Here is a 24,706-nt window from a genome sequence, read left to right as displayed (position 1 = left end):
CAAGATTAAAAATTAATCCATAACGATATGAAAAATATAGTAAACAAGTTTGTTGTTGTCTTCTTGATTTTTTTAGGAATAAATGGATATTCTCAGAAAAATTCTTCTAAGTCTTTTGATGTAAAACGAAATGAAGTTTACATCGATTCGATGATGACCAACGCGCTTGAAAAAGGATTTTTTCCAGGAGCTCAAATTTTAGTAGGAAGCAAAGATGCTGTTTTTATATCCAAAAATTATGGCTTTCAAGATTACTATAAAAAACAGGTTGTAAAAACAGAAGATGTTTTCGATTTGGCTTCAATGTCTAAGGTTTTGGGTGCAACATTGGTAACGATGCGTTTGGCTGGAGACGATAAAATAAAAGTAACAGACAAATTAGGAGACGTTGTATCTCTGTACAAAAATACCCCAATTGCAGATTTAACTCTTTTTGAATTGCTGACGCATACTTCTGGATTAAAGGCAAGTATCACTTTTTATCAAAGTATGCTTTCTACTCCAGATGGTTCGCCTTTGTTAAGTGATAAAAAATCAGATGTTTATACGGAATTGTTTGATACAATGTATATAAACAAAAATATTGTTTATGATGCCTATTATCTTTCTTTTATTCCAAAGGAAAATTGGATTCAGATCTATAAAAATATGTGGTTGAATCCAGAGTTTTATAAAATTGTTTACGAACAAATTGCTGCTGCCAATACAAATATTCGTGGTAAATATGTCTACAGCGATTTAAACTTGCTTTTGGTCAAGCAAATGATTGAAACCAAAACAGGAAAGAAATTAGATGAATTAGCAAACGAAATTTATACGGAATTAGGAATTTCAAAAATTGGCTATAATCCGCTAAAATGGACTTCAATAGACAATGTTATGCCGACAGAATTGGATAATTTTTTCAGAAAAGATACGATTAGAGGTTATGTTCACGACGAAGCAGCTGCCATTTTTGGAGGAGTTTCAGGAAATGCAGGATTATTTGCGAATGCCGAATCAATCGCTGAAATCTGCAAAATGCTAATAAATAATGGAAATTATAAAGGGAAACAAATTCTAAAAGCCAAAATCGTAAAACAGTTTACAGAATCGCCTCTTGCAAAACAAGGTATTTATCGCGGTTTAGGTTTCGATAAAAGAAAACCAGACGAGTTTTTTACAAAAGATGATTTTGGACACACTGGTTTTACAGGAACCTTCTTCTTTATAAATCCTAATACGAATAGATTTTTAATTATTCTAACCAATAGAGTAAATCCAACAAGAACAAATCGATTAATGTACAAAGATGATTTTAGTACAAAAATCTGGAGACAGATTAATAAATAGTTTTTAGCCACAGATTAAAAGATTTCCACAGATTTCTTTTTTGGTTTGTCACTAATTACACAAATTTACACAAATTTACACGAATTGATTAATAGAGTTAATGGCTAAAAAATATTTTCAGTAACATTTAAAAATTAGTGTAATTAATGAAATTCGTGGCGAAAAAATCATTTTAATCCTTTAATCTGTGGTCATTTTTTCTCTCTCAGATTTAGCAATTAATTCGTGCTAATTTGTGAAATTCGTGGCAAAGAAACTTTGAAAAGAGTTAAACATATTAGAATATAACTATTGAAATTACAGTAATTTTGTAATCTCATCAAAAAGAAATAAAAAACAGTTTTAGACAATAAATTAGAATATAATGTCAAACCAAGAGTTACAGCAATTATCAGAATCATTAGAAGGAACACTTCTATATGATGATCTTCATAAAACACTTTATTCGACCGATGCTTCGGTATACAGGATTCGACCGAATGCTGTGGCTCTGCCTAAAACTACAGCAGATATCAGTAAATTAATTCGCTTTGCAGCGAAGCATAATATTTCAGTTACGCCAAGAACTGCTGGAACTTCATTGGCAGGACAGGCAGTAGGAGATGGATTAGTAATTGATGTGTCCAAACATTTTACAAAAATATTGGGTTATGATGCTGAAAAAAGGACAGTAACCGTTCAACCAGGTGTAATTCGCGATGAGTTAAATTTATTCTTGAAACCTCATGGCGTTTTCTTTTCTCCTGTTACTTCGACTTCCAATCGAGCTATGATTGGCGGAATGGTGGGAAACAATTCATCAGGAACAACATCAATTCGTTATGGTGTAACACGTGACAAAATTGTTGAGCTAAAAACGATTTTAAGCGATGGAACTGAAGTTGCTTTTGGTGAATTGACTTCTGCAGAATTTATTGAAAAAACAAAAGGAGATTCTTTAGAAAATAAAATTTATAAAAGCGTTTACGACGAACTTTCGGTAAAAGAGCATCAAGATGAAATTATAAAAGAGTTTCCGAAACCAGAAATTCATAGAAGAAATACAGGTTACGCCGTTGATATTTTATTAAAATCAGAATTGTTTGGCGGAACAGAACCTACAATCAACATAGGAAAACTACTTTGTGGAAGTGAAGGAACTTTAGCTTTTACAACCGAAATTACATTAAAAGTTGACGATTTACCACCTGTACACAATATTATGGTGGTAGCACATTATCATACGATTCAAGAGTCATTAGAATCTGTTGTAATCGCAATGAAACATCATTTGTATACTTGCGAAATGATCGACGATACGATTTTAGATTGTACCAAAACCAATCGTGAACACATTAAAAACCGTTTCTTTTTAGTTGGAGAACCAAAAGCAATTATGTTGTTTGAAGTGGCTTCGAATTCATTAGAAGATGCCGAAAAACAAGCCGATGCTTTAATTGCTGATTTGGAAAAACACAATTTTGGTTATGCCAGTGTAAAAATCTACGGTCCAGATATTGACAAAGCCAATGAACTGAGAAAAGCAGGTCTGGGACTTTTGGGAAGTATTGTAGGCGACGATAAAGCAGCCGATTCTATTGAAGATACAGCAGTTGAATTAAGTGATTTACCAGCTTATATTGCTGAGTTTTCGGCAATGATGTTAAGTCACGGACAAGAGGCGATTTATTACGCACATGCTGGTGCAGGAGAACTACACCTTCGTCCAGTTTTAAATTTAAAGAAAACATCAGATTTAAAATTGTTTAGAACCATCGCGACCGATGTGGCGCATTTGGTTAAAAAATATCGAGGTTCGTTAAGTGGTGAACATGGTGACGGAATTGTCCGCGGAGAATTTATCCCGTTTATGATCGGAGACAAAAATTACGAATTGCTGAAAAGAATCAAACTGGCATTCGATCCCAATTCGGTTTTGAATATCGGGAAGATTGTAAATGCCTTGAAAATGGACGAAAACCATCGTGTAATTTCAGGAAGAGTAGAACCGGATATTAAAACATTTCAGGATTTCTCAGACAGTTTAGGGATTTTACGTGCAGCAGAAAAATGTAACGGTTCTGGCGATTGTAGAAAACTGCCATCAGCAGGAGGAGCAATGTGTCCGAGTTACCGTGCAACCAGAAACGAAAAAGAAACGACTCGTGCGAGAGCTAACGCATTGAGAGAATATTTAACGTATTCTGAAAAAGAAAACAAATTTGATCAGAAAGAATTGTACGAAGTTTTTGAGTTATGTGTAAGCTGTAAAGCTTGTGCGAGCGAATGTCCAAGTAATGTAGACGTTGCAACTCTAAAAGCGGAATTTTTATACCAATACCAAAAAGCAAACGGATTCTCGACTAGAAGTAAAATCTTCGCCAACAACGCAAAATTGAATAAAATGGGAAGTTTATTTCCTTCCATTACGAATTTTATTTCGAATCAGTCATTGGTGAAAAAATCAATGGGAATTGCTCCTGAAAGACAAGTTCCCCTTTTGGCAAAAAAGACGTTTAGAAAATGGTATCAAAACTTTAAACCAGCAACAACAGATTTTCCAAATGGAAGATTGTATTTGTTTGTAGATGAATTCACGAATTATTATGATGTTAATATCGGAATTGATGCTGTCGAATTGTTGACAAAATTAGGCTATCAGGTTTTGGTTGTGGATCATGAAGAAAGTGGTAGAACGTATCTCTCAAAGGGATTTTTGGAAGAAGCGAAGAAAATCGCCAATCACAACGTGAATGTTTTTAAAGATCTGGTTTTATCAAATGCTCCTTTGGTTGGAATTGAACCTTCGGCGATTTTGACTTTTAGAGATGAATATCTTCGTTTGGCTGATGATAAAGAAGCTGCTGAAAAATTAGCTCAAAATGCATTTACAATCGAAGAATTCTTCAAAAAAGAAATTATTGACGGGAAAATAAAACAAGATTCATTTTCTGAAGAAACCAAAGAGATTAAAATTCACGGACATTGCCATCAAAAATCATTAAGTTCTGTTGAAGCGACTTTTGCTATGCTAAATCTTCCTAAAAACAATACCGTTACTATTTACAGTTCAGGTTGTTGCGGAATGGCAGGTTCTTTTGGTTATGAAAAAGAACATTATCAGGTAAGTATGCAAATGGGAGAGGATACTTTATTTCCAAAAGTAAGAAACACTGCCGAAAACGTAAAAATTGCAGCAGCAGGAACAAGCTGTCGTCATCAAATTTATGATGGAACAAAACGTGAAGCGCAGCACCCGGTTAGTATTTTGAGAAGTTGTTTATTATAATTTTCTTTAGGGTATATTTCAAATCACTTAATCAAATTAAAAATGAAGTTTTATTTTTATGTAATCTTTTTTGCCGCTTTTTCTATTACTGCACAAAATAAATTAGATTGTTCCAAATGTTCTTCTGAACTTATTGATGAAGCTAAATTGAGAAATGAAGATGTATCTTCTTTAAAATTATTGAAAAATGAGATTTATGCCAGAAAAGGATATGTGTTTTCAAATGCAGAATACGCAAATATTTTTAAAAAATACAATTGGTATAAACCTGTAAAGGATAATAAAAGTATTGTTTTTTCTGATACAGAACTTAGAAATATTGCCATCATTGGTCAAAGAATTAGTGAGTTGTCAGAATACTTAATCAATGAAAAGAATAGCAAGTATAAAACTTTATCGGAGGAAAAAGTGAATCAGATTTTCACAAAAGAGAAAAGAAAAGAGCTTGGAATTGATTTTGTTATTTGGAAGGTTTATGATTACAAAGACAAAACAGGAAGCTATTATTTAGTTTTGACAGAAGATAAATATAAGGAAACAGTTAATGGCAACAATTTTAACAATGCATTGAAGGCATTTAATTTTAAAATTGAAAATAACCGCTGGATTAAAACTTTTGAAACCAATGATTTTAAAGAAAGCCATGAAGACAGTATATGGTTTTGGTCTAAATATATTTATGTTGAAGATTTTGATCAGGACGGGATTATAGATCCAATTATAATTTATGGCACCAGCGGACCTAATTTATATGATGATGGAAGAATTAAAATTCTACTATATTATAAAGGGAAAAAAATAGGAATCCGAATTCAGAACGGAATTTTGGACGATGAAAGGAATTTTACCGTAGATGCTAATTTTTATGCCTTACCAAAGAAAATACAAGATAAAATTGTAGAACAAATGACTTTGATGGTCGAAAACAATCATTCGATTTTGCCTTACGGATGGCAAAAAAAGATGGCAAAAAAAATGACTTTCATCGCTGAATAGTCACTTAGAAATAAAACCTTTTAAGGTGATAGAAATAAAAAAAGCCTAATTATTTTCAGAATAATTAGGCTTTATTATTTTATGTTTTATTTGGCTCCAGGAGGAGATTTTTCTTTTATGTATTTAATAAAGGTGTCCAAAAGATGTTTTCTTGTTCCTTCTCCTTCAGAAATACTGTGAGAACGATTTGGATAAATCATCAGATCAAACATTTTATCATATTTAACTAATTCATTAATTAAAACTTCGGCATTTTTATAATGTACATTGTCGTCTCCCGTTCCGTGAATGTATAATAAATTTCCTTTTAGGTTTTTAGCATGGGTTACAGGAGAAGCTTTAGCATAAGTTGCTTCATTTTCGCTTGGTAATCCCATATATCTTTCGGTGTAGATATTGTCGTAAAAATGCTGGTCTGTAACAGCAGCAACGGCTATACCTATTTTGTAAATTTCAGGAAACTGAAACATTAAATTTAAGGTTACTGCACCTCCGCCGCTCCAGCCATGAACGGCCACTCTCTCAGGATCTATAAAGTTCCATTTTAAAACTTCTTTAGCGGCCATAGCCTGATCGCGTGTATTGATAATTCCGATATTTTTATAAATTGATTTTCTCCATTTTGTGCCTTTCATTACAGGAGCTCCGCGATTATCCATTGCGATTCCGATATATCCCTCTGGAACCAAAGAAGTAATCAAAGGATGGAAATTCGGTACATCATTTGCAACAGATGAAACAGGTTCTCCATAAACATAAAAAAAGACAGGATATTTTTTTGAAGCGTCAAAATTTAGGGGTTTCGCCATGATTCCGTCAATTTCTATTCCATCAACCGTTTTAACTTTAAATTTCTCCAACGAATAGTTACGTTGAGGAGTTGTAAAAGAATCTGGGCCAGCAGGGAATATTTTTTTGTGACCAGAAAGAGCTACTAAACGATCATTATAATCACGATTGATGTTAGAATTGGTATGTCTGGCATATTTTCCGTCTGGAGAAAAACTGTATTCATTTGTTCCTTCAAACTCATTTGGAGTGACACGTTTCGTTTTCTTTGTGTTGAGATTGGTTTCATACAAATAACGTTGTGTAGCATCTTTTGGACTTGCTATGAAATAAATAGATTTTGTTTCCGGATTGTAAGACTTATAATAAGCATCAAAATTTTCAGTGGTAATTAATTCTTTCTTTTTTCCGTCACTGCTAATTTTGTAAATATGCATCCAGCCATCGGCATCAGAACTCCATAAGAATGCTTTTCCGTTATCTACAAACTGGCAAGGAAAAGCATCATAATCCCAAGCAGAGATATCGAATACATCAATCCAGGCATCTGATTTTTCCTGATACAATAAGTCAGCTTTTCCAGATTTAGCATCACATTTATAAAAAGAAACCTGATTTTGATTTCGGTTCAATTGAATAACTGCAACATTTTGATTGTCGATCCATTTCATTCTAACCAAATAATTATTGTCTGGTTCTCCTGGAATATTTAGCCAATTGGTTTGCAAAGAAGCGATATCAATTATTCCGATTTTTACAGATGAAGGTTTTTCTCCCGCTTTAGGATATTCAACAGGAATAGTAAAAGGATAAAGTGCATCGGTATTATTGATCATTAAATGAAATTTTGTATTAGATGCATCTACACGCCAGAATGAAATGCTTTTTCCATCAGGACTCCATCTAAATCCGTCACGTGCGGCAAGTTCTTCTTCGTAAACCCAGTCAAAAGTTCCGTTTATGATTTTGTCGGTTCCGTCTGTTGTTAGAGGTGTTATTTTTCCAGAATTTAGATTTTCCAAATAAATATTATGTTTAGAAACATAAGCCACATTTTGATTGTCATTCGAAAATTTAGCAAACATTAAAGAAGATACTTCCAGGCTTTTTCCAAGTTGTTTTCCTTTTCCTGTTTTTAAATCAAAAAACCAATAATCTCCTTTGGTATTAGCTCTCCAAACTCGTTTAGAATTAGTGTAAATCAAAACTTTTGTTTGATCTACATTCCAAACCAATTGTTCTATTTCTCCAGTAAAACCTGAATTTTTTAATTGATCTGCTGTTAGAATAGTGTTTTTCTGAGTGAGTTTGTCAGCATTATAAACTACGATATTATTTTGCTCGTTAACCCAGAATAAATGCGAATCGGGTAACCAATTTAATTGTGTAATGTCAATGCTTTCCTGTGCAAAAACACAAGACGAGATTAATAAAAAGAGTAAAAAGAGTTTCTTCATAATGTAAAGGTTATAACGGTAATAAAAACATTGTGGTTAGAATGTAAAATTAAGAATTATCTGTGTTTTTTGATTCTGTTTGAGAGCTAAAGATTTTAATTATAAAAATAGTGCTGAGTTTCAGATAGACAGTTGTATTATATTAGCACGAAGTAAAACTATATTATCTTTTTTTAGTGTCAATAGATTTTTTGTTCCTTAATTTTTGAAGAATTTAAAGGAGAATTACGCTGTAGATTCTGACTCACTTAATTTCTGTTTTATTATTCAAAATGTATGAAAGAAACAAAATCGTTTTATAAATTTGATTTAACGATAAAATTTGCATTATTTGCAAAATAAAACAAATACGACTGAATTAAATTAATTTATAACAGCAAAACATATATGGCATTTTCAAGTTTATTCCGAAAAAAAACAGTACAGGATATTCTGAAGCAAGTTGCTCAGAACGAAACCGACGGTCATAATGCTCTAGGAAAACATTTGACTACAAGAGATTTAACGGCTTTCGGAATAGCGGCTATTGTTGGAGCAGGAATTTTTAGTACAATTGGAAAAGCCAGTGCAGATGGAGGTCCAGCGGTAATATTTTTGTTCTTGTTTACTGCTTTAGCTTGTAGTTTTGCTGCTTTTGCTTACGCTGAATTTGCTTCAATGGTTCCGGTTTCAGGAAGTGCTTATACCTATTCGTATGTTGCTTTTGGAGAATTAATAGCTTGGATAATTGGTTGGGCATTGATCATGGAATATGCCGTCGGAAATATAACCGTTGCCATATCGTGGAGTGATTACTTTACAGGATTGCTCAAGAGTGGCGGAATTCATTTACCTCAATGGATTCAGATGGATTATTTAACTGCTTCAAACGGATTTAAAGATGCAGAGGCTTTGATGCGAGGCGGAAAATCATTCGGAAATTTAAGTACTGCTTTACAAGATGCACATACTGCATGGATGACAGCACCAACAATTGGTTCTTTTCATTTCGTAACCGATTTACCAGCATTATTCATCATTATTCTGATTACAGCTTTAGTTTATAGAGGAATGAAAGAATCTCGTAATGCGAGTAACTTAATGGTTGTGGTGAAACTCTGCGTAGTTCTTTTAGTAATTGCTGTTGGAGTATTTTATGTAGATACAGCAAACTGGGATCCGTTTGCTCCAAATGGAGTAGGAGGCGTTTTAAAAGGAGTGTCAGCCGTTTTCTTTGCTTACATTGGTTTTGATGCGATTTCGACAACGGCAGAAGAATGTAAAAATCCACAGCGTGATTTACCACGTGGAATGATGTGGGCAATCATTATCTGTACACTTTTATATATTGCGATTGCTTTGGTTTTAACTGGAATGGTGCAATATCACGAATTAAATGTTGGAGATCCTCTAGCATTTGTTTTCGATAAATTAGACTTAAAATGGATGTCAGGAATTATTGCTGTAAGTGCGGTTGTAGCTATGGCAAGTGTTTTATTGGTTTTTCAAATGGGACAACCTCGTATCTGGATGAGCATGAGCCGTGACGGATTGTTACCAAAGAAATTTTCTACAGTTCATCCAAAGTTCAAAACACCATCTTTTGCTACAATTGTAACAGGATTTGTAGTGGCAATTCCAGCTTTGTTTTTGAATTTGACAATGGTAACCGATTTGTGTAGTATCGGAACTTTATTCGCCTTTGTGTTAGTTTGTGCAGGAGTTTTAGTGTTGCAGAACAAACCTGAAATTCCAAGAGGGAAATTCAAAACACCTTATATCAATTCAAAATATATTTTACCAGTCTTAATTATTGTTGGATTGTACTATGCTTTCGCTTTTAATAATAAAGCAACAATGGCATTTATCAATAATGAACCACAGATTTATGATGCAACTTCGATCGTAACTTCTTTAGATAAATCAGAATCGGAAAAGGTTTTTAAATATTTGGAAAGTATCGAAGCAAACAACAAAACAGCTGAAACTTCAGATTTAGAGCATTTGTTAGGACAATATCAGGATAATGAAACAAAATATGCCGAAGTTGTAAAAGGATTGCCAATTGCCGATTCAGCAAAATACGAATCAGGTTTAAGTTTGTTTAAACACAAAATTCCGATGTGGATATTCTTATTCGTTTTAGTTGGGCTAGCAGTTTGGGCTTTCAGAAAAAATCTGTCTTTAATTCCACTTTTAGGATTAATTTGCTGCCTTTATATGATGGCCGAATTAAGCGTTTGGAACTGGATTTATTTTACAATCTGGTTAATAATCGGATTAGTGATTTATTTTACCTACAGTAGAAAAAATAGTAAACTTAACTTTGTAGAGAAGTTGTAAGCTTAGAATTATAAGATATATAAAAGCCGTTTTGAGATTTTACTCAGAACGGCTTTTTCAATTATGAATTATCTGCGGATATCTGCTTCAATCTTTTTAAATCTGTGTGAAATAAAACTTTTCGACTTAACTTCTTTACTATCAATATACTTTAAAATATTTCTGTTTTTATAGAAATATTCTTATGTTTTAAAAAATAGTTTTTCCTTAAGTTTGCTTGCGTCAAATTTCAAATTTAATTTTTAATACATGGGTTTTCTTGATAAATTATTGGGCAAAAAAGAGGCTCCAATACAATCTAACAATGATTTCTGGAACTGGTTTTTAAAACACGAAAAAGAGTTTTTCGAAATCGTTAAAAGCAAACAAAACATTCATCACGGTTTTTTTGATAAACTAGGGCCAAAACTTGACGAAATCCATAGCGGAATATATTTTGTAACTGGAATGTTTGATGATAATACAGTCGAATTGATTTTAACACCAGACGGAGCAATCAGAAATATTTATGCCATTGAAGAATTAGTAAATGCTACTCCTCAAATGAACGGATGGAAAATTACAGCTTTAAAACCTTCCTCAGATATTCAAAATATTGGAGTTGATTACGAGGGATTTAAATTCAATAAAGAGAACCTGAAATTTTATCCAAACATTCATAAAGAATATCCTGATGAAATTGATCTAACAGTTATTTACGATGATTTTGTAGAAGAAAAAAGAGCAATGATAACCAATGGAGTTTATATCTTTTTGGATAATTATTTAGGTGAATTACATTCAGTTACTTTGATTGATAATATGAGAATTGAAGGTCCGAATGCTGTTTCTGAAGAATTAATTCCGATTGAAAAATTAAAAGATTATTTAATTTGGAGAGAAAAGGAATTTGTGGAGAAATATGAAGGTACGCGACACAATACAGAGAATGATAATTATTCAAGTTTTGAAGCAACTACAAAAAATGGCGGATTCGTTATTGCATTAATAAATAGCGATATTTTAAAATGGGACAAAAAAGCATCTCATCCGTGGGTATTCATTGTTACAATTCCTTTTGATGGAAGTAACAATAATGGAATGCCCGATAAAGAAACTTATCAATTATTAAACGAGATCGAAGATGAAATAACACCACATCTTAAAGATCTGGAAGGTTATTTAAACATCGGAAGAGAAACATCAACGAATAAAAGAGAAATCTTTTTTACCTGTAAAGACTTCAGAAAGCCAACCAAAGTGGCAGATGAAATCATAAAAAGATACAACGGAACTTTTGATATAAGTTACGAAATCTACAAAGACAAATATTGGCGTACGTTTAGCGCTTACGAGCCAAGATAATTTTTTTGTTTCACGCAGATTTTTAAAGATTTAAGCAGATAAAGCAGATTTTGTTTAAATTAAAATCTAATCTATCTGCCAAATCTGCGTGAAACAAAAACTTAGTGCCTTTGCAGCAATAAAAAAACTACAACACACCAAGCTCAACCATACAAGCCTTCATCATTTCATAAGTACGCTGAATATCATTATCCAAACCAATAGAAAAACGAATCAAACCATCTGTCAATCCCATTTCTTTTTGTTCTTCTAGCGGAATCTCACTCGAAGTTGAAGTTCCAGGCGCACTAAATAATGTCTTATAAAAACCTAGACTTACCGCCAGATAACCTAAATTTCGATCCTGCATTAATTCCATTAATTCATTGGCTTTTGCCAAAGAACCAACATCAATCGTCAACATTCCTCCAAAACCATATTCTGGATTAATCATCGTTTTGTATAATTCATGACTCGGATGGCTTTTCAATCCTGGATAAACTGTTTTCAAACCGTCTTTTTCAAATTGAGCAGCCAGAAAAAGCGCATTATGACTGTGTTGTTTAATTCGGATATGAAGTGTTCTAAGGTTTTTCATTACGCTTGCCGAACGCAAACTATCCATTGTTGGTCCCAAAAGCATGCTTGCTCCCGTGTTTACATTCTTCAGCGAATTAATAAATTCCTTCGAAGCACAAGTCACACCGCCAACTGTATCACTACTTCCGTTGATATATTTCGTCAAACTATGAATGACAATATCAGCACCCAATTTTGCAGGAGAAACTGATAATGGTGAAAATGTATTGTCTACAACCAATTTCAAATTGTGTTTTTTAGCGATTTTTGCCAATCCAGCGATGTCAGCCACTTCCAATAACGGATTACTTACTGTTTCGCAGTATAAAACTTTCGTTTTAGAAGTTATTGCCGCTTCTACAACGTCTAGTTTAGTAATGTCTACAAAAGTGGTTTCGATTCCAAAACGAGGTGTAAAATTCTTTAAAAAAGCATAAGTGCCACCATAAATCGTTCGGCTTGAAACGATATGGTCGCCTGCGCCACACAATTGCAAAAGAGTAGGCGTAATAGCGCCCATTCCCGAAGCCGAAACATTAGCCGTTTCTGTTCCTTCCATTGCCGCCAAAGCTTGATCCAGATACAAATTACTCGGCGAAGAATGGCGCGAATACAAGTAACAACCTTCCATATTACCTTCAAAAGTATCGAACATCGTTTTTGCCGATAAAAAAGTATAAGTCGAAGAATCAGAAATAGACGGATTTACCCCGCCAAATTCCCCAAAGTATTGCAAATCCTGAATTTTGTCTGCTGGTTTAAAATCTTTCATATAGTTAGTTTTTTGTTTTGTTTCAAGTTTCAGGTTTCAAGTTCCAACAACCTGAAAATTGAAACCTGAAACAAAATTATTAGGAGCTGTTTCCTGCTGTCCACTATATCTTTTATGGTGAACCCCACCATAAAAGGATGCCGTTCCCATCAGGGCTAGGGCACTCGCTTTCAGAAGAAAATCCAATCAAAGAAAGGATGAATTAGATAATTAATCAATGATGTGTCGCTTGTTTAGATTTTAAAACTATAAATATGATTTAATTGTGATTTTTATTCTAAATTTGACTAAGAAATTATGATTTGGTAGATTTTCTTTCATTTCACCAAACCAATAAACTATCAACAACAAACCACAAGCAACATGATTCTTGACGAAATAGATAAAAAACTCCTTGTTCTACTCCAAACAGACAGCAAAAAGACCAATAAAGAATTGTCTTTAAAACTCAATCTATCCGTAACAGCAGTTTATGAACGAATCAAAAAACTTGAGCGAGAAGGTATCGTAAAAAACTACGTAGCTTTAGTCGATAAATCCAAAATCGAAAAAGGATTTGTGGTTTTCTGCCATTTAAAACTCATTCAACATACCAAAGAATTTTTAACCAAATTCGAAAGCGAAGTCATTAAATTAAACGAGGTTTTGGAATGCCATCACGTAAGCGGTGATTACGATTATATTCTTAAAGTTCTAGTAAAAGATATGGAAGCGTATAGGGAATTCTTAGTAACTAAACTGACTTCGCTCCAACATATTGGAAGTACACAAAGTATGTTTATGATTAGTGAAGTGAAGAATTCGACGGTGATTTCTTTTTAAAGTTGCTAAGGTTCTGAGATACTAAGATTCTAAGTTTTCTTTTCTTTGTCTGAATTACTAAACGCAGTTTTTGTCATTTCTCCTTCGTCGAAATGACATACTTTGAAAAAATACTTTGCGACTTAGCGTCTTTGCGAGATTAAAAAACAACCTTAGCGAGCATTGCATAAACCTTAGTGTTTTTGCGGTTAAAAATTAGAAACCCTTAACACATTTCAATTAGTAAAAAACTTAAATTTGAGTTTAAATAAAATCAAAATGGAAACGAAGGAATTAAGACGCAAGCTTATAAATGATTTTGGAAAATTCATAAATGACGATTCGAAATTAGAGATTTTGGAAAGTTTTTTTGATGCTATTAATCATGATGAAAAAGAGTCAATTGTTCCTAATTCGCATTACAATTTAGTTGCTGAAGAAAGAGAAAAATATTTGTCTGGAGAAATACAGGCAAGTTCTTGGGAAGAAGCAGAGCAACGATTGAATGCGAAATATGGTTTTTAAAATCAAAATTCTGCCATTAGCAGAAAAAGAAATTGATGAATCTATCGAATTCTATGAAAGTAGAAGTAAAGGTTTAGGAAAGCAATTTCTAAGTTATTTGAGATCTTATCTCAAAGTTCTAAAAACAAATCCCGAATTATTCGAAATAAAAAAGAAACCAGGTTATCGAGAAATACTTTGGTTAAATTTCCCTTTGTTATTATTTACGAGATCATCGGAACCGAAATAATTATTTATTCTGTATTTCACACTTCAAGAAATCCTGAAAATAAGCCTTGATTTTTTTAAGATGCTAAGATTTTGATATTCTAATTTTTAATCTCGCAAAGGCGTTAATTCGCAAAGAAAAAATTAAATTTAAGTTTAAAAAAACGAAGTAGAATTAACTATGGAAAATTGGCAACCAATAACGCTGAATGAGCTTTATGGAGAAATTAGAAAGAGTGAAAATGATTTAACAGAAAAGGAGAAGGATTTTTGGAACTTGATTAAAATAATCCCGATTAAATGGCAGGAAAAGGAATACGGTGAAATGGGTGGTGGTTTTTGGGTTGTTGCTATTTGTGGTAGTAAGATAATTTGGTACAATGATATAGAAGAAGGTTTTAATATTTGTGATTACACAGTTTTTGGTGAAATTGAAGAATACAGTTGTGATCAGGATGAACTTATATGGCCTATTAAAAGATTGTTTGAATTAATTAAAAAAGTTAAAGACTAAAATTGTTTGAGTGGTTTAAAGTTCTAAAATGAATTTCGTCAAGCTAAAGCTTAAGGCAATTCAAAAATACTTTGCGTCTTAGCGACTTTGCGAGCAAATCTCAGCTAAAAGATGAACCTTAGCGAACTTTGCGTAAAAACATACCACCCTTTGCGGTTAAACTCATAACGCAAAAAAAAACTTTGTGCCCTAGCGTCTTCGTGGCAACACCAAGCCCAAAATTTCACACAAAAAACATTGAAAATTAAACTCCAAACAAAACTTTATTCCTTAAATTTGTGACGCTTAAAATAAAAAAGACAAAACTATGAGTTCATTTGACGTAGTCATTATAGGTTCAGGTCCTGGCGGATATGTATCAGCAATTCGTTGCGCACAATTAGGTTTCAAAACTGCTATTGTAGAAAAATATAATTCATTAGGCGGAACTTGCCTTAACGTAGGTTGTATTCCTTCAAAAGCATTATTATCATCTTCTCATCATTATGCTGAAATTGCACATTTTGCTGATCACGGAATCGAAGTTTCGGGTGATGTAAAAATCAATTTAGAGAAAATGATTGCGCGCAAACAAGCCGTTGTAGATCAAACCGTAGGTGGAATCAACTACTTAATGGATAAAAATAAAATTACTGTTTTCAATGGTTTAGGTTCATTCGTAGACGCAACTCACATCGCTGTTGCAAAAGCTGACGGAACTTCAGAAACTATCGAAGCAAAATATACTGTAATTGCTACAGGATCAAAACCATCTTCTTTACCATTCATCAAAATTGATAAAGAAAGAATCATCACTTCTACTGAAGCTTTGGCTTTAAAAGAAGTTCCAAAACACTTGGTTATTATCGGTGGAGGTGTTATCGGAATCGAGCTTGGACAAGTTTACCTTCGTTTAGGAGCTCAGGTTTCTGTAGTTGAATTCATGGATAGAATTATTCCAGGAATGGACGGAGCACTTTCTAAAGAATTGACTAAAGTGTTGAAAAAACAAGGAATGAAATTCTACGTTTCTCACAAAGTAAAATCAGTTGAAAGAAACGGTGATGCTGTTACAGTTCAAGCTGAAAACGCAAAAGGAGAAACGATCACTCTTGAAGGAGATTATTCATTAGTTTCTGTTGGTCGTCGTCCTTACACAGACGGATTAAACGCTGACAAAGCTGGAGTTAAAATTTCAGACAGAGGTCAAGTTGAAGTAAACGATCATTTACAAACTAGTACTCCAAATATCTACGCAATTGGTGATGTTGTTCGTGGAGCAATGTTAGCGCACAAAGCGGAAGAAGAAGGAGTAATGGTTGCTGAAATCTTAGCAGGTCAAAAGCCGCATATCGATTACAACTTAATTCCTGGTGTAGTGTACACTTGGCCAGAAGTTGCTGCAGTTGGGCAAACGGAAGAGCAATTAAAAGCGGCTGGAGTAAAATACAAATCTGGAAGTTTCCCATTCAAAGCTTTAGGACGTGCAAGAGCAAGTGCTGACTTAGACGGATTTGTAAAAATCCTTGCTGATGAGAAAACAGATGAGGTTTTAGGAGTTCACATGATTGGTGCTCGAACTGCAGATTTAATTGCTGAAGCGGTTACTGCAATGGAATTCAAAGCGTCTGCTGAAGATATTTCAAGAATGAGCCACGCGCACCCAACATTCGCGGAAGCGGTAAAAGAAGCAGCATTGGCAGCTACAGAAAATAGAGCTTTACACGTATAATTTACGTTTTAAGATATTTCAAACCGTCAGATATTCTGACGGTTTTTTTATGCGTTATTTTTAAGCTTTATATAATATAATAATCAAAAATAATTTTGTAAATTAGATGTGTAGTTCTGGTGGTATCTTTATGATAATTAAAAAGATAGCATTATGAGAACTAAATATATTGTTCCGGTTTTAATTGGAGCAGGAATTGGAATCGCATTGTACTCTTGCGGTGGAGGAATTCCTAAAAACGCGCAAGCTGTTACCAACTTTGACAGCAAAAAATATCTCGGAAAATGGTACGAAATTGCCAGATTAGATTACAAATGGGAAAGAGATTTGAACAATGTAACGGCCGAATATTCTTTAAACGAAGATAATACTATAAAAGTCGATAATAAGGGCTATAATGTCAAAAAAGACAAATGGGAACAAAGTGTCGGGAAAGCTAGATTTGTCAAAAAAGACAATATTGGTATGCTGAAAGTCTCATTTTTTGGTCCTTTTTATTCTGGTTACAATGTCGTAGCAATCGATTCAGATTATAAATACGCACTAGTGGCTGGAGAAAGTTTAAAATACATGTGGATACTTTCCAGAGAACAAACAATTCCAGAAAGTGTAAAAGCAGATTTTCTCATCAAAGCTCAAGAAATTGGTTATAAAGTAACCGATTTGGTATGGGTAAAGCATGATAAAGTAAATTAATAAGAAACCCGACAGTTTTTTGCTGTCGGGTTTTATTTTTAAATTGAAAATGAATTATGCGGTAAAAACACTTTTGTAATTATCCCAATATCTGTAAATCAGAAATAAATTTCCTAGGAATAGAAGTGCCGCAAGGGGCAGACCTTCTGGAGTAAGAAAGTAATTGATAAACAAAATATTTACCGTAATAGGTAAGATCAAGATATTGGCTAAAGTGACATAACGCCCAGTTACAAATGCAATTCCGGAAAGCAACTCAATTGATTTAGCCAACGGTATTAAATACGTTGAAGCCATTAAACCTACATTAAAAGCTTTGAAATTTCCTGTGGTTTCAGGTTCAGGCATTAAATGGAAAAAGTAACTGATAGAGGCAAAAAGTAGCAAAAGACCAATTAAAACACGGACAATAATTGTGGCAATTTTCATAATACTTAGGATTTTTTAAGGGTTAAAAAATATAATTAAGTTATTGGAAAAGATGCAATCTAAAGCTCAAATTAGAATCACAAATTATTTATTTTGGGGTTCTTTTCTAAGGATTTTACAATTAAAATAAAGCTCTTTTGGGATTAATCTAATTGTATATCAAATATAACGATTTTTTTCTTATTAAATAGAGGTCTTTTTAACAGTTTTATAATATAATTCGAATCCTGTGGTTATTTTTTTTGGTTTTCAGTAATCACAGAATTTTGTCGTAATTTTGAACTTTAAAATTACCTTTTTTGAGAGTTTCCATTCATAAAAATATTGCCAATCCGAAACTGTTTAAAGAACAGCTTTTAAGTTGGGCGCAGCAATTTCGCGAAGTCATTTTTTTAGACAGCAATTCTTATCCACAGCAATATTCTAATTTCGATTGTATATTGGCAGTTGATGCTTTTACTTCTTTAAAAACAGATTACTACAATGCTTTTGAAGATTTAAAACAATATCAGCAAAATACAAAAGACTGGCTTTTTGGCTATCTTTCTTATGATTTAAAGAATGATACTGAAAATCTTCAATCCAATAATTTTGATGGTTTAAATTTTCCCGATTTGTTTTTCTTTCAACCCAAAAAGATTTTTATTTTAAAAGGGAAAGAACTTGAAATTCAGTATTTAATGCTTTGTGATGATGAGGTAGAAGAGGATTTTAATGAGATCAGTAAGGAAGAAAAGAGTATTTTTGAGAGCGAAAATAAACTTGAAATCAAGCAACGTATTTCGAAGGATTTGTATGTTGAAAAGGTGAATAAAATGCTGGAACATATTCATATTGGTGATATGTACGAGGCGAATTTTTGCATGGAATTTTATGCTGAAAATGCAATTATAAATCCATTAGAAAAGTTTGAGAAACTGAATGAGATCTCGCAGGCACCATTTGCTGTTTTCTTTAAAAATCACAAACAATATTTACTCTCAGCATCACCAGAACGTTATTTGACCAAAGTTGGAGATAAGATTATTTCGCAACCAATAAAGGGAACTTCCAAACGTTTTTCGGATCCAGTTGAAGATGAAAAATCAAAAGATACTTTAGTTTCAGATGCAAAAGAACGCGCAGAAAATATCATGATAACCGATTTGGTTCGGAATGATTTATCACATACTGCTCAAAAGGGTTCTGTTGTGGTCGAGGAACTTTGCGGAATTTATTCTTTTCTTCAAGTGCATCAGATGATTTCTACGGTAACTTCCAAGCTAGATTCGCAGTATTCAGCTGTAGATGTTTTGAAAACAACTTTTCCAATGGGAAGTATGACAGGTGCGCCAAAAATTTCTGTAATGGAAATTGTAGAGAATCTAGAAGAAACCAAAAGAGGATTGTACAGTGGAGCAATTGGTTATTTTACGCCTGAAGGAGATTTTGATTTTAATGTCGTAATCAGAAGTATTTTATACAATCAGGAAAATAAGTATGTTTCATTTTCAGTTGGAAGCGCTATTACGTCCTTGTCCATTCCAGAAAAAGAATACGAAGAATGCTTATTGAAAGCCAAAGCAATGCATGAAGTTTTGCAGTAGTTTTTTTTAGCCACAAATTACACAAATTTTCACAAATTATTTTCTCTAACTAAATAGCCGCAGATTAAAAGGATTAAAATCTGTGAGAATCTTTTTAATCTGTGGCAAAAAAATAATTCGTGAAAATTTGTGTAATTTGTGGCAAAATTATACACCTGCAGCATAAAAAATAATTCGTGACCCGAGCGATAGCGAATAGACGAAGTAATTCGTGGCAAAAAAAATAAATCCAACGCTTAACATTTCATTTAAAAATAGATCGAATTTAATTTTTTAATTTTATCAAATGTTTTCAAAATTCCAAAATCATATCGTTTCGAAATTTCCCTTTTTAGCAGAAAAAAAACTTTTTCTGGCTGTTAGTGGCGGATTAGATAGTATGGTTTTATTGCACTTGTTGCATAAACTTCCGTATGAGATTGCAGTTTTGCATTGCAATTTTCAACTTCGTGGGTTAGAAAGTTTTGGCGATCAGGAATTTATTCAAAACTATTGTGATCAAAATAACATCCCAATTTTTTCTACACATTTTGATACAGAAGCTTTCGCTAAAGATTATAAATTATCAACACAAGTTGCGGCGAGAGAACTTCGTTACAGTTGGTTTTATGAATTATTAGAAGAAAAAAACTTCGATTATATTTTGACTGCTCATCATGCCGATGATAATCTGGAAACTTTCATAATCAACTTAACACGCGGAACAGGTTTAGAAGGTTTGACAGGGATTCCAGAGCAAAATGATAGAATTATACGTCCGCTTTTGCCTTTTTCAAGAGAAGAAATTTTGAAATATGCTGAAGAAAATAAAATAGAGTGGCGTGAAGACAGCAGCAATGCTTCAACAAAATATCTTAGAAATAAAATTCGTCATAATTTGGTTCCGATTTTAAAGGAAATCAATCCAAATTTTTTAGATGCTTTTCAAAAAACACAATCTTTTCTTCAGGAATCAAAAGAAATGGTGGAAGATGCTTCGATTATGATTTATCAGCAGGTTGCTAAAGAAGTTGAAGAAGATATTCATTTTGATTTGAATCAATTGAAAAAGCTGCCAAATTATAAATCTTATTTGTACCAATGGCTCAATGAATTTGGTTTTTCTGCATGGAATGATATTTATGATTTAGTAGAAGGACAGTCAGGAAAACAAGTTTTTTCAGAAGAATTCAGATTACTTAAAAATAGAGAAACCCTGATTTTAAGCCCGTTTTCTGAAACATCAGAAGAAGAGGAATACGAAATTAATGAAAGCGATACAGAAGTTAATTTTCCCTTAAAAATGAGCCTTTGTAACGTAGGTCACACAACATTCGATTCAAATAGAGTTATATTTGTCGATGCCGATAAAATCCGTTTTCCTTTGGTATTACGTAAATGGAAAGAAGGAGATGTTTTTCAGCCTTTTGGAATGAATGGAAAGTCGAAAAAAGTTAGTAAGCTTTTTAAAGATGAAAAACTTTCTTTAATCGAAAAAGAGAAAACTTGGATTTTATGTTCGAACGACCAGATTGTCTGGATTGTTGGAATGAGGCAAGATGAACGCTTTAAAATTAAAAAGACCACAAATAAAATACTTAAAATAGAACTGCAATAATGAACTTTACTCAAAATTACCAGACCAATATGTCAAGAAATATTTGGACTAAAACTGTTTTACTTCTGTTGTTTTTCTTTGCTTTTGCAAAAGGTAACGCTCAAATACTTGAGCCAGTAAAATGGACTTCTAAAATTGAAAAAAAAGGAAATAACGCGCTTTTAATTTTCGATGCAGTAATCGAGAAAGACTGGCATATGTATTCGCAGTTTACTCCAGAAGGCGGACCTTTGGCTTTAGAAATATCTTTTAAAAACCAAAAAGGAAATTACGAGTTAATTGGAAAAGCCAAAGAAGGTAAAACCAAAACAGCTTACAATGATGTTTTTGAAGTGAATGAAACCTTTTTTGAAGGAAAAGCACATATAGAACAGGAAATAAAAATCATTAACCCAAACTTAAAAACGGTTGATGTAGATTTTGATTTCCAGGTTTGTAAAGAGGTGTGTATCAATTCAAGTAAAAAATTCTCGATTGCAGTTCCTTCAACTTTTAAAATGAATGAAGTTCCTGCTATAGCAGAAGCAAAATTAGACGAAACCAAAACTGTTGGAATTGCTGTTGATACTGTTGCAAAAGCACCTGCTGCTGAAGTGGAAAACGTGATAAAGAAAGATAAAGAATTGGCTAAAGTAAATGCGGAAACTCCTGCTCAAGCTCCTTCAAGAAGTTTGTGGTCCATCTTTTTTATTGCCTTTTTATCTGGATTTGCAGCTTTGTTAACTCCTTGTGTTTTTCCAATGATTCCGATGACAGTGAGTTTCTTTACGAAACAAAGTAAAAGCCGTGCAAAAGGAATTAGAAATGCTATTATTTATGGACTTTCAATTATTGCGATTTATGTAGTTTTGGGTCTTATTGTGACTAAAATATTCGGTGCAGACGCTTTAAATGCTTTGTCTACAGATGTTTGGTTTAACCTGATTTTCTTTGTAATCTTAGTTATTTTTGCTACATCATTTTTGGGGGCTTTCGAAATTATGCTTCCAAATTCATGGGCGAATAAAGCAGATCAACAAGCAGATAAAGGCGGATTAATCGGAATCTTGTTTATGGCTTTGGCTTTGGCAATTGTGTCATTCTCTTGTACAGGACCAATTGTTGGAACTTTATTAGTTGAAGCAGCTTCAAACGGTGGAATTGCTCCAGTTGTTGGAATGTTAGGATTCTCTTCTGCATTAGCACTTCCGTTTATGTTATTTGCAATGTTTCCAGGATGGTTGAATTCATTACCAAAATCTGGAGGATGGCTGAATACAGTAAAAGTAGTTTTAGGATTTTTAGAATTAGCTTTAGCATTCAAATTCTTGTCTAATGCCGATTTGGTATTGCAATTGCATTTCTTAGAAAGAGAAGTTTTCATCGCAATCTGGATTGCCATTTTTGGAGCTATGACCTTATATTTATTCGGCAAAATTACATTACCTCATGATAGTCCGACACAACATATTTCTGTTGGAAGATTGTATTTAGGATTATTAACTTTCGTATTTACGATGTATTTAATTCCAGGACTTTGGGGAGCTCCTTTGAAATTAATTAGTGCTTTCCCACCACCACCGCAATATAGCGAAAGTCCATTTGGAGTTGGAGGTTCAGGAAATGGAGCTGTTTCTGCAGAAGCAGGAAAAGGTCTTCCTGCTGGAGCTGAATTAGGTCCGCATGGTATTATGGTTTTCCATGATTATGAAGATGGATTAGCTTATGCGAAAGAAATTAAAAAGCCAATAATGCTTGACTTTACAGGTTATGCTTGCGTGAATTGTCGAAAAATGGAAAATAATGTCTGGTCAGATCCTACGGTTTTACCAATTCTTAAAAACGATGTGGTTTTAATTTCTCTTTATGTTGATGATAAACGTGAATTACCGAAAGAAGAGCAATTTACAACTGAAGCAGGAGATAAAATCATTACAGCTGGTGATAAATGGACTGATTTTATGATTTCTAAATACAAAACCAATACACAGCCATTGTACGTGATTACAGATTTAGAAGGAAATAATTTAAATAATAATAAACCAACAATCAGTTACGTTAGTACAGAAGAGTATCTGCAATGGTTGAAAGAAGGAATTTCGAATTTCAAATAATAAAAAGAATATAGTTGATTCATAATGGTATTGTGGGGGCAAAAACTTTAAGATGAAAACTATATTCTAAAATCTATATATTTTCTTTGGGGGTTGAAATTAATTCAAACAAAAAACGCTCTAGCAATTAGAGCGTTTTTTATTGGTTATAATGAAGTTTATATCTTAGGATATTTTTGTTTGAAAAGCCTAATGAAATAAACGGATAAAGATAAATTCAAACAAAAAGCACTCTAAAATGAATTAGAGTGCTTTTCTATTTATCAAGCGAAAGTGAAAATTAATTTCTTACAAGAACTCTCCGTGTTGAGAAATATCTAATCCTAATTCTTCTTTTTCTTCAGTAACTCTTAGAGGAGTAATTTTATTTACCACAAAGAATAAAACATAAGAAGCAACAAAAGCGAAGATTGATACAGCAACTAAAGCAGTTAATTGGTTGATGAACAAAGTTGGAGTTCCGAAGATTAAACCTTGGTTGTCACCAACAGCTGGGTTGATAGCTTTTGAAGCAAAAACACCAGTTAACAACATACCTACCATACCACCAACACCGTGACAAGCGAATACATCTAGTGCATCATCAATTTTTCCTTTAGGGAATTTGCTTACTACAAGGTTACTTACAATTGCAGAAAATAAACCAATGAAGATAGCGTGAGAGATGCTTACAAAACCAGCAGCAGGTGTAATAGCAACAAGACCTACAACAGCTCCGATACAAGCTCCAAGAGCAGATAATTTGTGTCCTAAGATTTTGTCAAGGAAAACCCAAGCCATAGCAGCAGCGGCAGCAGCAACAGTAGTTGTTCCTAAAGCCTGAGCAGCAAGGCCATTTGCTCCTAATGCAGATCCAGCGTTGAAACCAAACCATCCGAACCAAAGTAAACCTGTTCCTAATAATACATAAGTAATTCTAGCAGGATTCACTTTTTGAACTTTTCTTTTTCCTAAGAACATAGCTCCAGCCAATGCAGCCCATCCCGCACTCATGTGTACTACAGTTCCTCCAGCGAAGTCAAGAACTCCCATTTTGAAGAAAATTCCATCAGGGTGCCAAGTCATGTGAGCAAGTGGTGTGTATATTAATAAGATAAATAAAACCATGAATAACAAATAAGCCCAGAAACGAATACGTTCTGCAAAAGCACCTGTAATTAATGCAGGAGTAATGATGGCGAATTTTGCCTGAAACAATGCGAATAATATAAAAGGAATTGTTGGTGCAAGGCTCCATGCTGTATTGGTTCCAACTCCCTGAAAGAATAAATTATAAGATGGATTTCCGATAATTCCTCCAATAGTTGGTCCAAAAGCTAATCCAAAAGCAACAACAGTCCATAAAATAGTAACAATTACCATTGCCATAAAACTTTGTAGCATAGTACTAATTACGTTTTTCTTACCTACCATACCTCCGTAGAAAAATCCTAATCCAGGCGTCATTAACAATACAAATGCAGTTGCAACGATCATCCAGGCAGTATCTCCTGTATCAAACTTAACAGCTTCGGCAGGAATTGGGTTGTCTGCAATAATAAAGTTTGAAATAAAGGTTAGTACTAAAATCGTGATAAGAATCACACTTAAAATAATTTTTCGCATAGTTATTTAGTTTTAAAATTTTTGATAAAAGTATAAAATCATTTAATACCCCCTAAAAAAATAGGGTTCAATGTTTAATTTTTGTTAAATTTAAAATTTAACCC

At 33.3% G+C, this 24,706-nt stretch carries 18 protein-coding genes; 14 read left to right on the top strand and 4 right to left on the bottom strand.

The features are described from left to right. Positions 1–27 precede the first annotated feature (27 nt). From NQQ59_RS07105 to NQQ59_RS07095, 3 genes are all read left to right on the top strand, one after another. Complete coding sequence (locus NQQ59_RS07105) at positions 28–1,332, top strand: serine hydrolase domain-containing protein (protein WP_144214959.1); 1,305 nt, start codon at positions 28–30, stop codon at positions 1,330–1,332. 364 nt (positions 1,333–1,696) lie between these two features. After that, positions 1,697–4,600, top strand: a complete 2,904-nt coding sequence (locus NQQ59_RS07100; protein ID WP_307777129.1) for an FAD-binding and (Fe-S)-binding domain-containing protein — start codon at positions 1,697–1,699, stop codon at positions 4,598–4,600. A 42-nt stretch (positions 4,601–4,642) separates the two neighbouring features. Then, complete coding sequence (locus NQQ59_RS07095; RefSeq protein WP_144214957.1) at positions 4,643–5,596, top strand: M949_RS01915 family surface polysaccharide biosynthesis protein; 954 nt, start codon at positions 4,643–4,645, stop codon at positions 5,594–5,596. An 86-nt stretch (positions 5,597–5,682) separates the two neighbouring features. Here NQQ59_RS07095 and NQQ59_RS07090 read toward each other — a convergent pair whose 3' ends face one another. Next, on the bottom strand, positions 5,683–7,842 hold the full coding sequence (locus tag NQQ59_RS07090) for a S9 family peptidase (RefSeq protein WP_144214956.1): 2,160 nt from the start codon (positions 7,840–7,842) through the stop codon (positions 5,683–5,685). A 387-nt stretch (positions 7,843–8,229) separates the two neighbouring features. On the opposite strand from NQQ59_RS07090, the gene NQQ59_RS07085 reads away from it, so the two are divergent. Together NQQ59_RS07085 and NQQ59_RS07080 are read left to right on the top strand one after the other, a co-directional pair. Then, entirely contained in the window at positions 8,230–10,164 is a 1,935-nt protein-coding gene (locus NQQ59_RS07085) for an amino acid permease (protein ID WP_144214955.1), read from the top strand. Positions 10,165–10,413: 249 nt separating this feature from the next. Further along, the gene (locus NQQ59_RS07080; protein WP_144214954.1) at positions 10,414–11,508 is read left to right on the top strand and encodes a DUF695 domain-containing protein; all 1,095 of its coding nucleotides are present in this window, start codon (positions 10,414–10,416) and stop codon (positions 11,506–11,508) included. 127 nt (positions 11,509–11,635) lie between these two features. Here the strand turns inward: NQQ59_RS07080 and NQQ59_RS07075 are convergent, their stop codons facing one another. Then, entirely contained in the window at positions 11,636–12,838 is a 1,203-nt protein-coding gene (locus NQQ59_RS07075) for an aminotransferase class I/II-fold pyridoxal phosphate-dependent enzyme (protein WP_144214953.1), read from the bottom strand. 363 nt (positions 12,839–13,201) lie between these two features. On the opposite strand from NQQ59_RS07075, the gene NQQ59_RS07070 reads away from it, so the two are divergent. From NQQ59_RS07070 to NQQ59_RS07050, 6 genes are all read left to right on the top strand, one after another. Further along, the gene (locus NQQ59_RS07070; protein WP_144214952.1) at positions 13,202–13,660 is read left to right on the top strand and encodes an Lrp/AsnC family transcriptional regulator; all 459 of its coding nucleotides are present in this window, start codon (positions 13,202–13,204) and stop codon (positions 13,658–13,660) included. A gap of 258 nt (positions 13,661–13,918) precedes the next feature. Next, the gene (locus NQQ59_RS07065) at positions 13,919–14,164 is read left to right on the top strand and encodes a hypothetical protein (protein WP_144214951.1); all 246 of its coding nucleotides are present in this window, start codon (positions 13,919–13,921) and stop codon (positions 14,162–14,164) included. An 84-nt stretch (positions 14,165–14,248) separates the two neighbouring features. Beyond that, positions 14,249–14,443 (top strand): hypothetical protein, encoded by a 195-nt coding sequence (locus NQQ59_RS25325; RefSeq protein WP_353955879.1) that lies wholly within the window; start codon positions 14,249–14,251, stop codon positions 14,441–14,443. A 109-nt stretch (positions 14,444–14,552) separates the two neighbouring features. Then, complete coding sequence (locus NQQ59_RS07060; RefSeq protein WP_222104878.1) at positions 14,553–14,885, top strand: hypothetical protein; 333 nt, start codon at positions 14,553–14,555, stop codon at positions 14,883–14,885. A gap of 307 nt (positions 14,886–15,192) precedes the next feature. Next, complete coding sequence (gene lpdA, locus NQQ59_RS07055) at positions 15,193–16,596, top strand: dihydrolipoyl dehydrogenase (RefSeq protein WP_144214950.1); 1,404 nt, start codon at positions 15,193–15,195, stop codon at positions 16,594–16,596. Between the two features lie 153 nt (positions 16,597–16,749). Then, positions 16,750–17,292, top strand: a complete 543-nt coding sequence (locus NQQ59_RS07050; protein WP_144214949.1) for a lipocalin family protein — start codon at positions 16,750–16,752, stop codon at positions 17,290–17,292. A gap of 54 nt (positions 17,293–17,346) precedes the next feature. On the opposite strand, the gene NQQ59_RS07045 is transcribed toward NQQ59_RS07050, so the two are convergent. Beyond that, positions 17,347–17,721, bottom strand: a complete 375-nt coding sequence (locus NQQ59_RS07045) for a DoxX family membrane protein (RefSeq protein WP_144214948.1) — start codon at positions 17,719–17,721, stop codon at positions 17,347–17,349. A 299-nt stretch (positions 17,722–18,020) separates the two neighbouring features. Between NQQ59_RS07045 and NQQ59_RS07040 the strand changes: the two genes are divergently transcribed. The 3 genes from NQQ59_RS07040 (at position 18,021) to NQQ59_RS07030 (ending at position 22,997) form a co-directional block, all read left to right on the top strand. Continuing rightward, positions 18,021–19,307 carry an anthranilate synthase component I family protein gene (locus tag NQQ59_RS07040; RefSeq protein ID WP_144214947.1) on the top strand — a complete coding sequence of 429 codons (1,287 nt, stop codon included), beginning with the start codon at positions 18,021–18,023 and terminating at the stop codon, positions 19,305–19,307. 286 nt (positions 19,308–19,593) lie between these two features. Continuing rightward, on the top strand, positions 19,594–20,904 hold the full coding sequence (gene tilS / locus NQQ59_RS07035; protein WP_144214946.1) for a tRNA lysidine(34) synthetase TilS: 1,311 nt from the start codon (positions 19,594–19,596) through the stop codon (positions 20,902–20,904). Further along, complete coding sequence (locus NQQ59_RS07030) at positions 20,904–22,997, top strand: protein-disulfide reductase DsbD family protein (RefSeq protein WP_257698157.1); 2,094 nt, start codon at positions 20,904–20,906, stop codon at positions 22,995–22,997. The genes tilS and NQQ59_RS07030 overlap by 1 nt, the downstream gene beginning before the upstream one ends. Before the next feature lie 288 nt (positions 22,998–23,285). On the opposite strand, the gene NQQ59_RS07025 is transcribed toward NQQ59_RS07030, so the two are convergent. After that, the gene (locus tag NQQ59_RS07025) at positions 23,286–24,602 is read right to left on the bottom strand and encodes an ammonium transporter (RefSeq protein WP_144214944.1); all 1,317 of its coding nucleotides are present in this window, start codon (positions 24,600–24,602) and stop codon (positions 23,286–23,288) included. Positions 24,603–24,706 lie beyond the last annotated feature (104 nt).

This window comes from Flavobacterium panacis (genome assembly GCF_024649945.1).
GTDB classification, from domain to species: domain Bacteria; phylum Bacteroidota; class Bacteroidia; order Flavobacteriales; family Flavobacteriaceae; genus Flavobacterium; species Flavobacterium panacis.
Note: the sequence above shows the minus strand (reverse complement) of the source record. Positions and strands in the feature narration are given on the sequence as shown.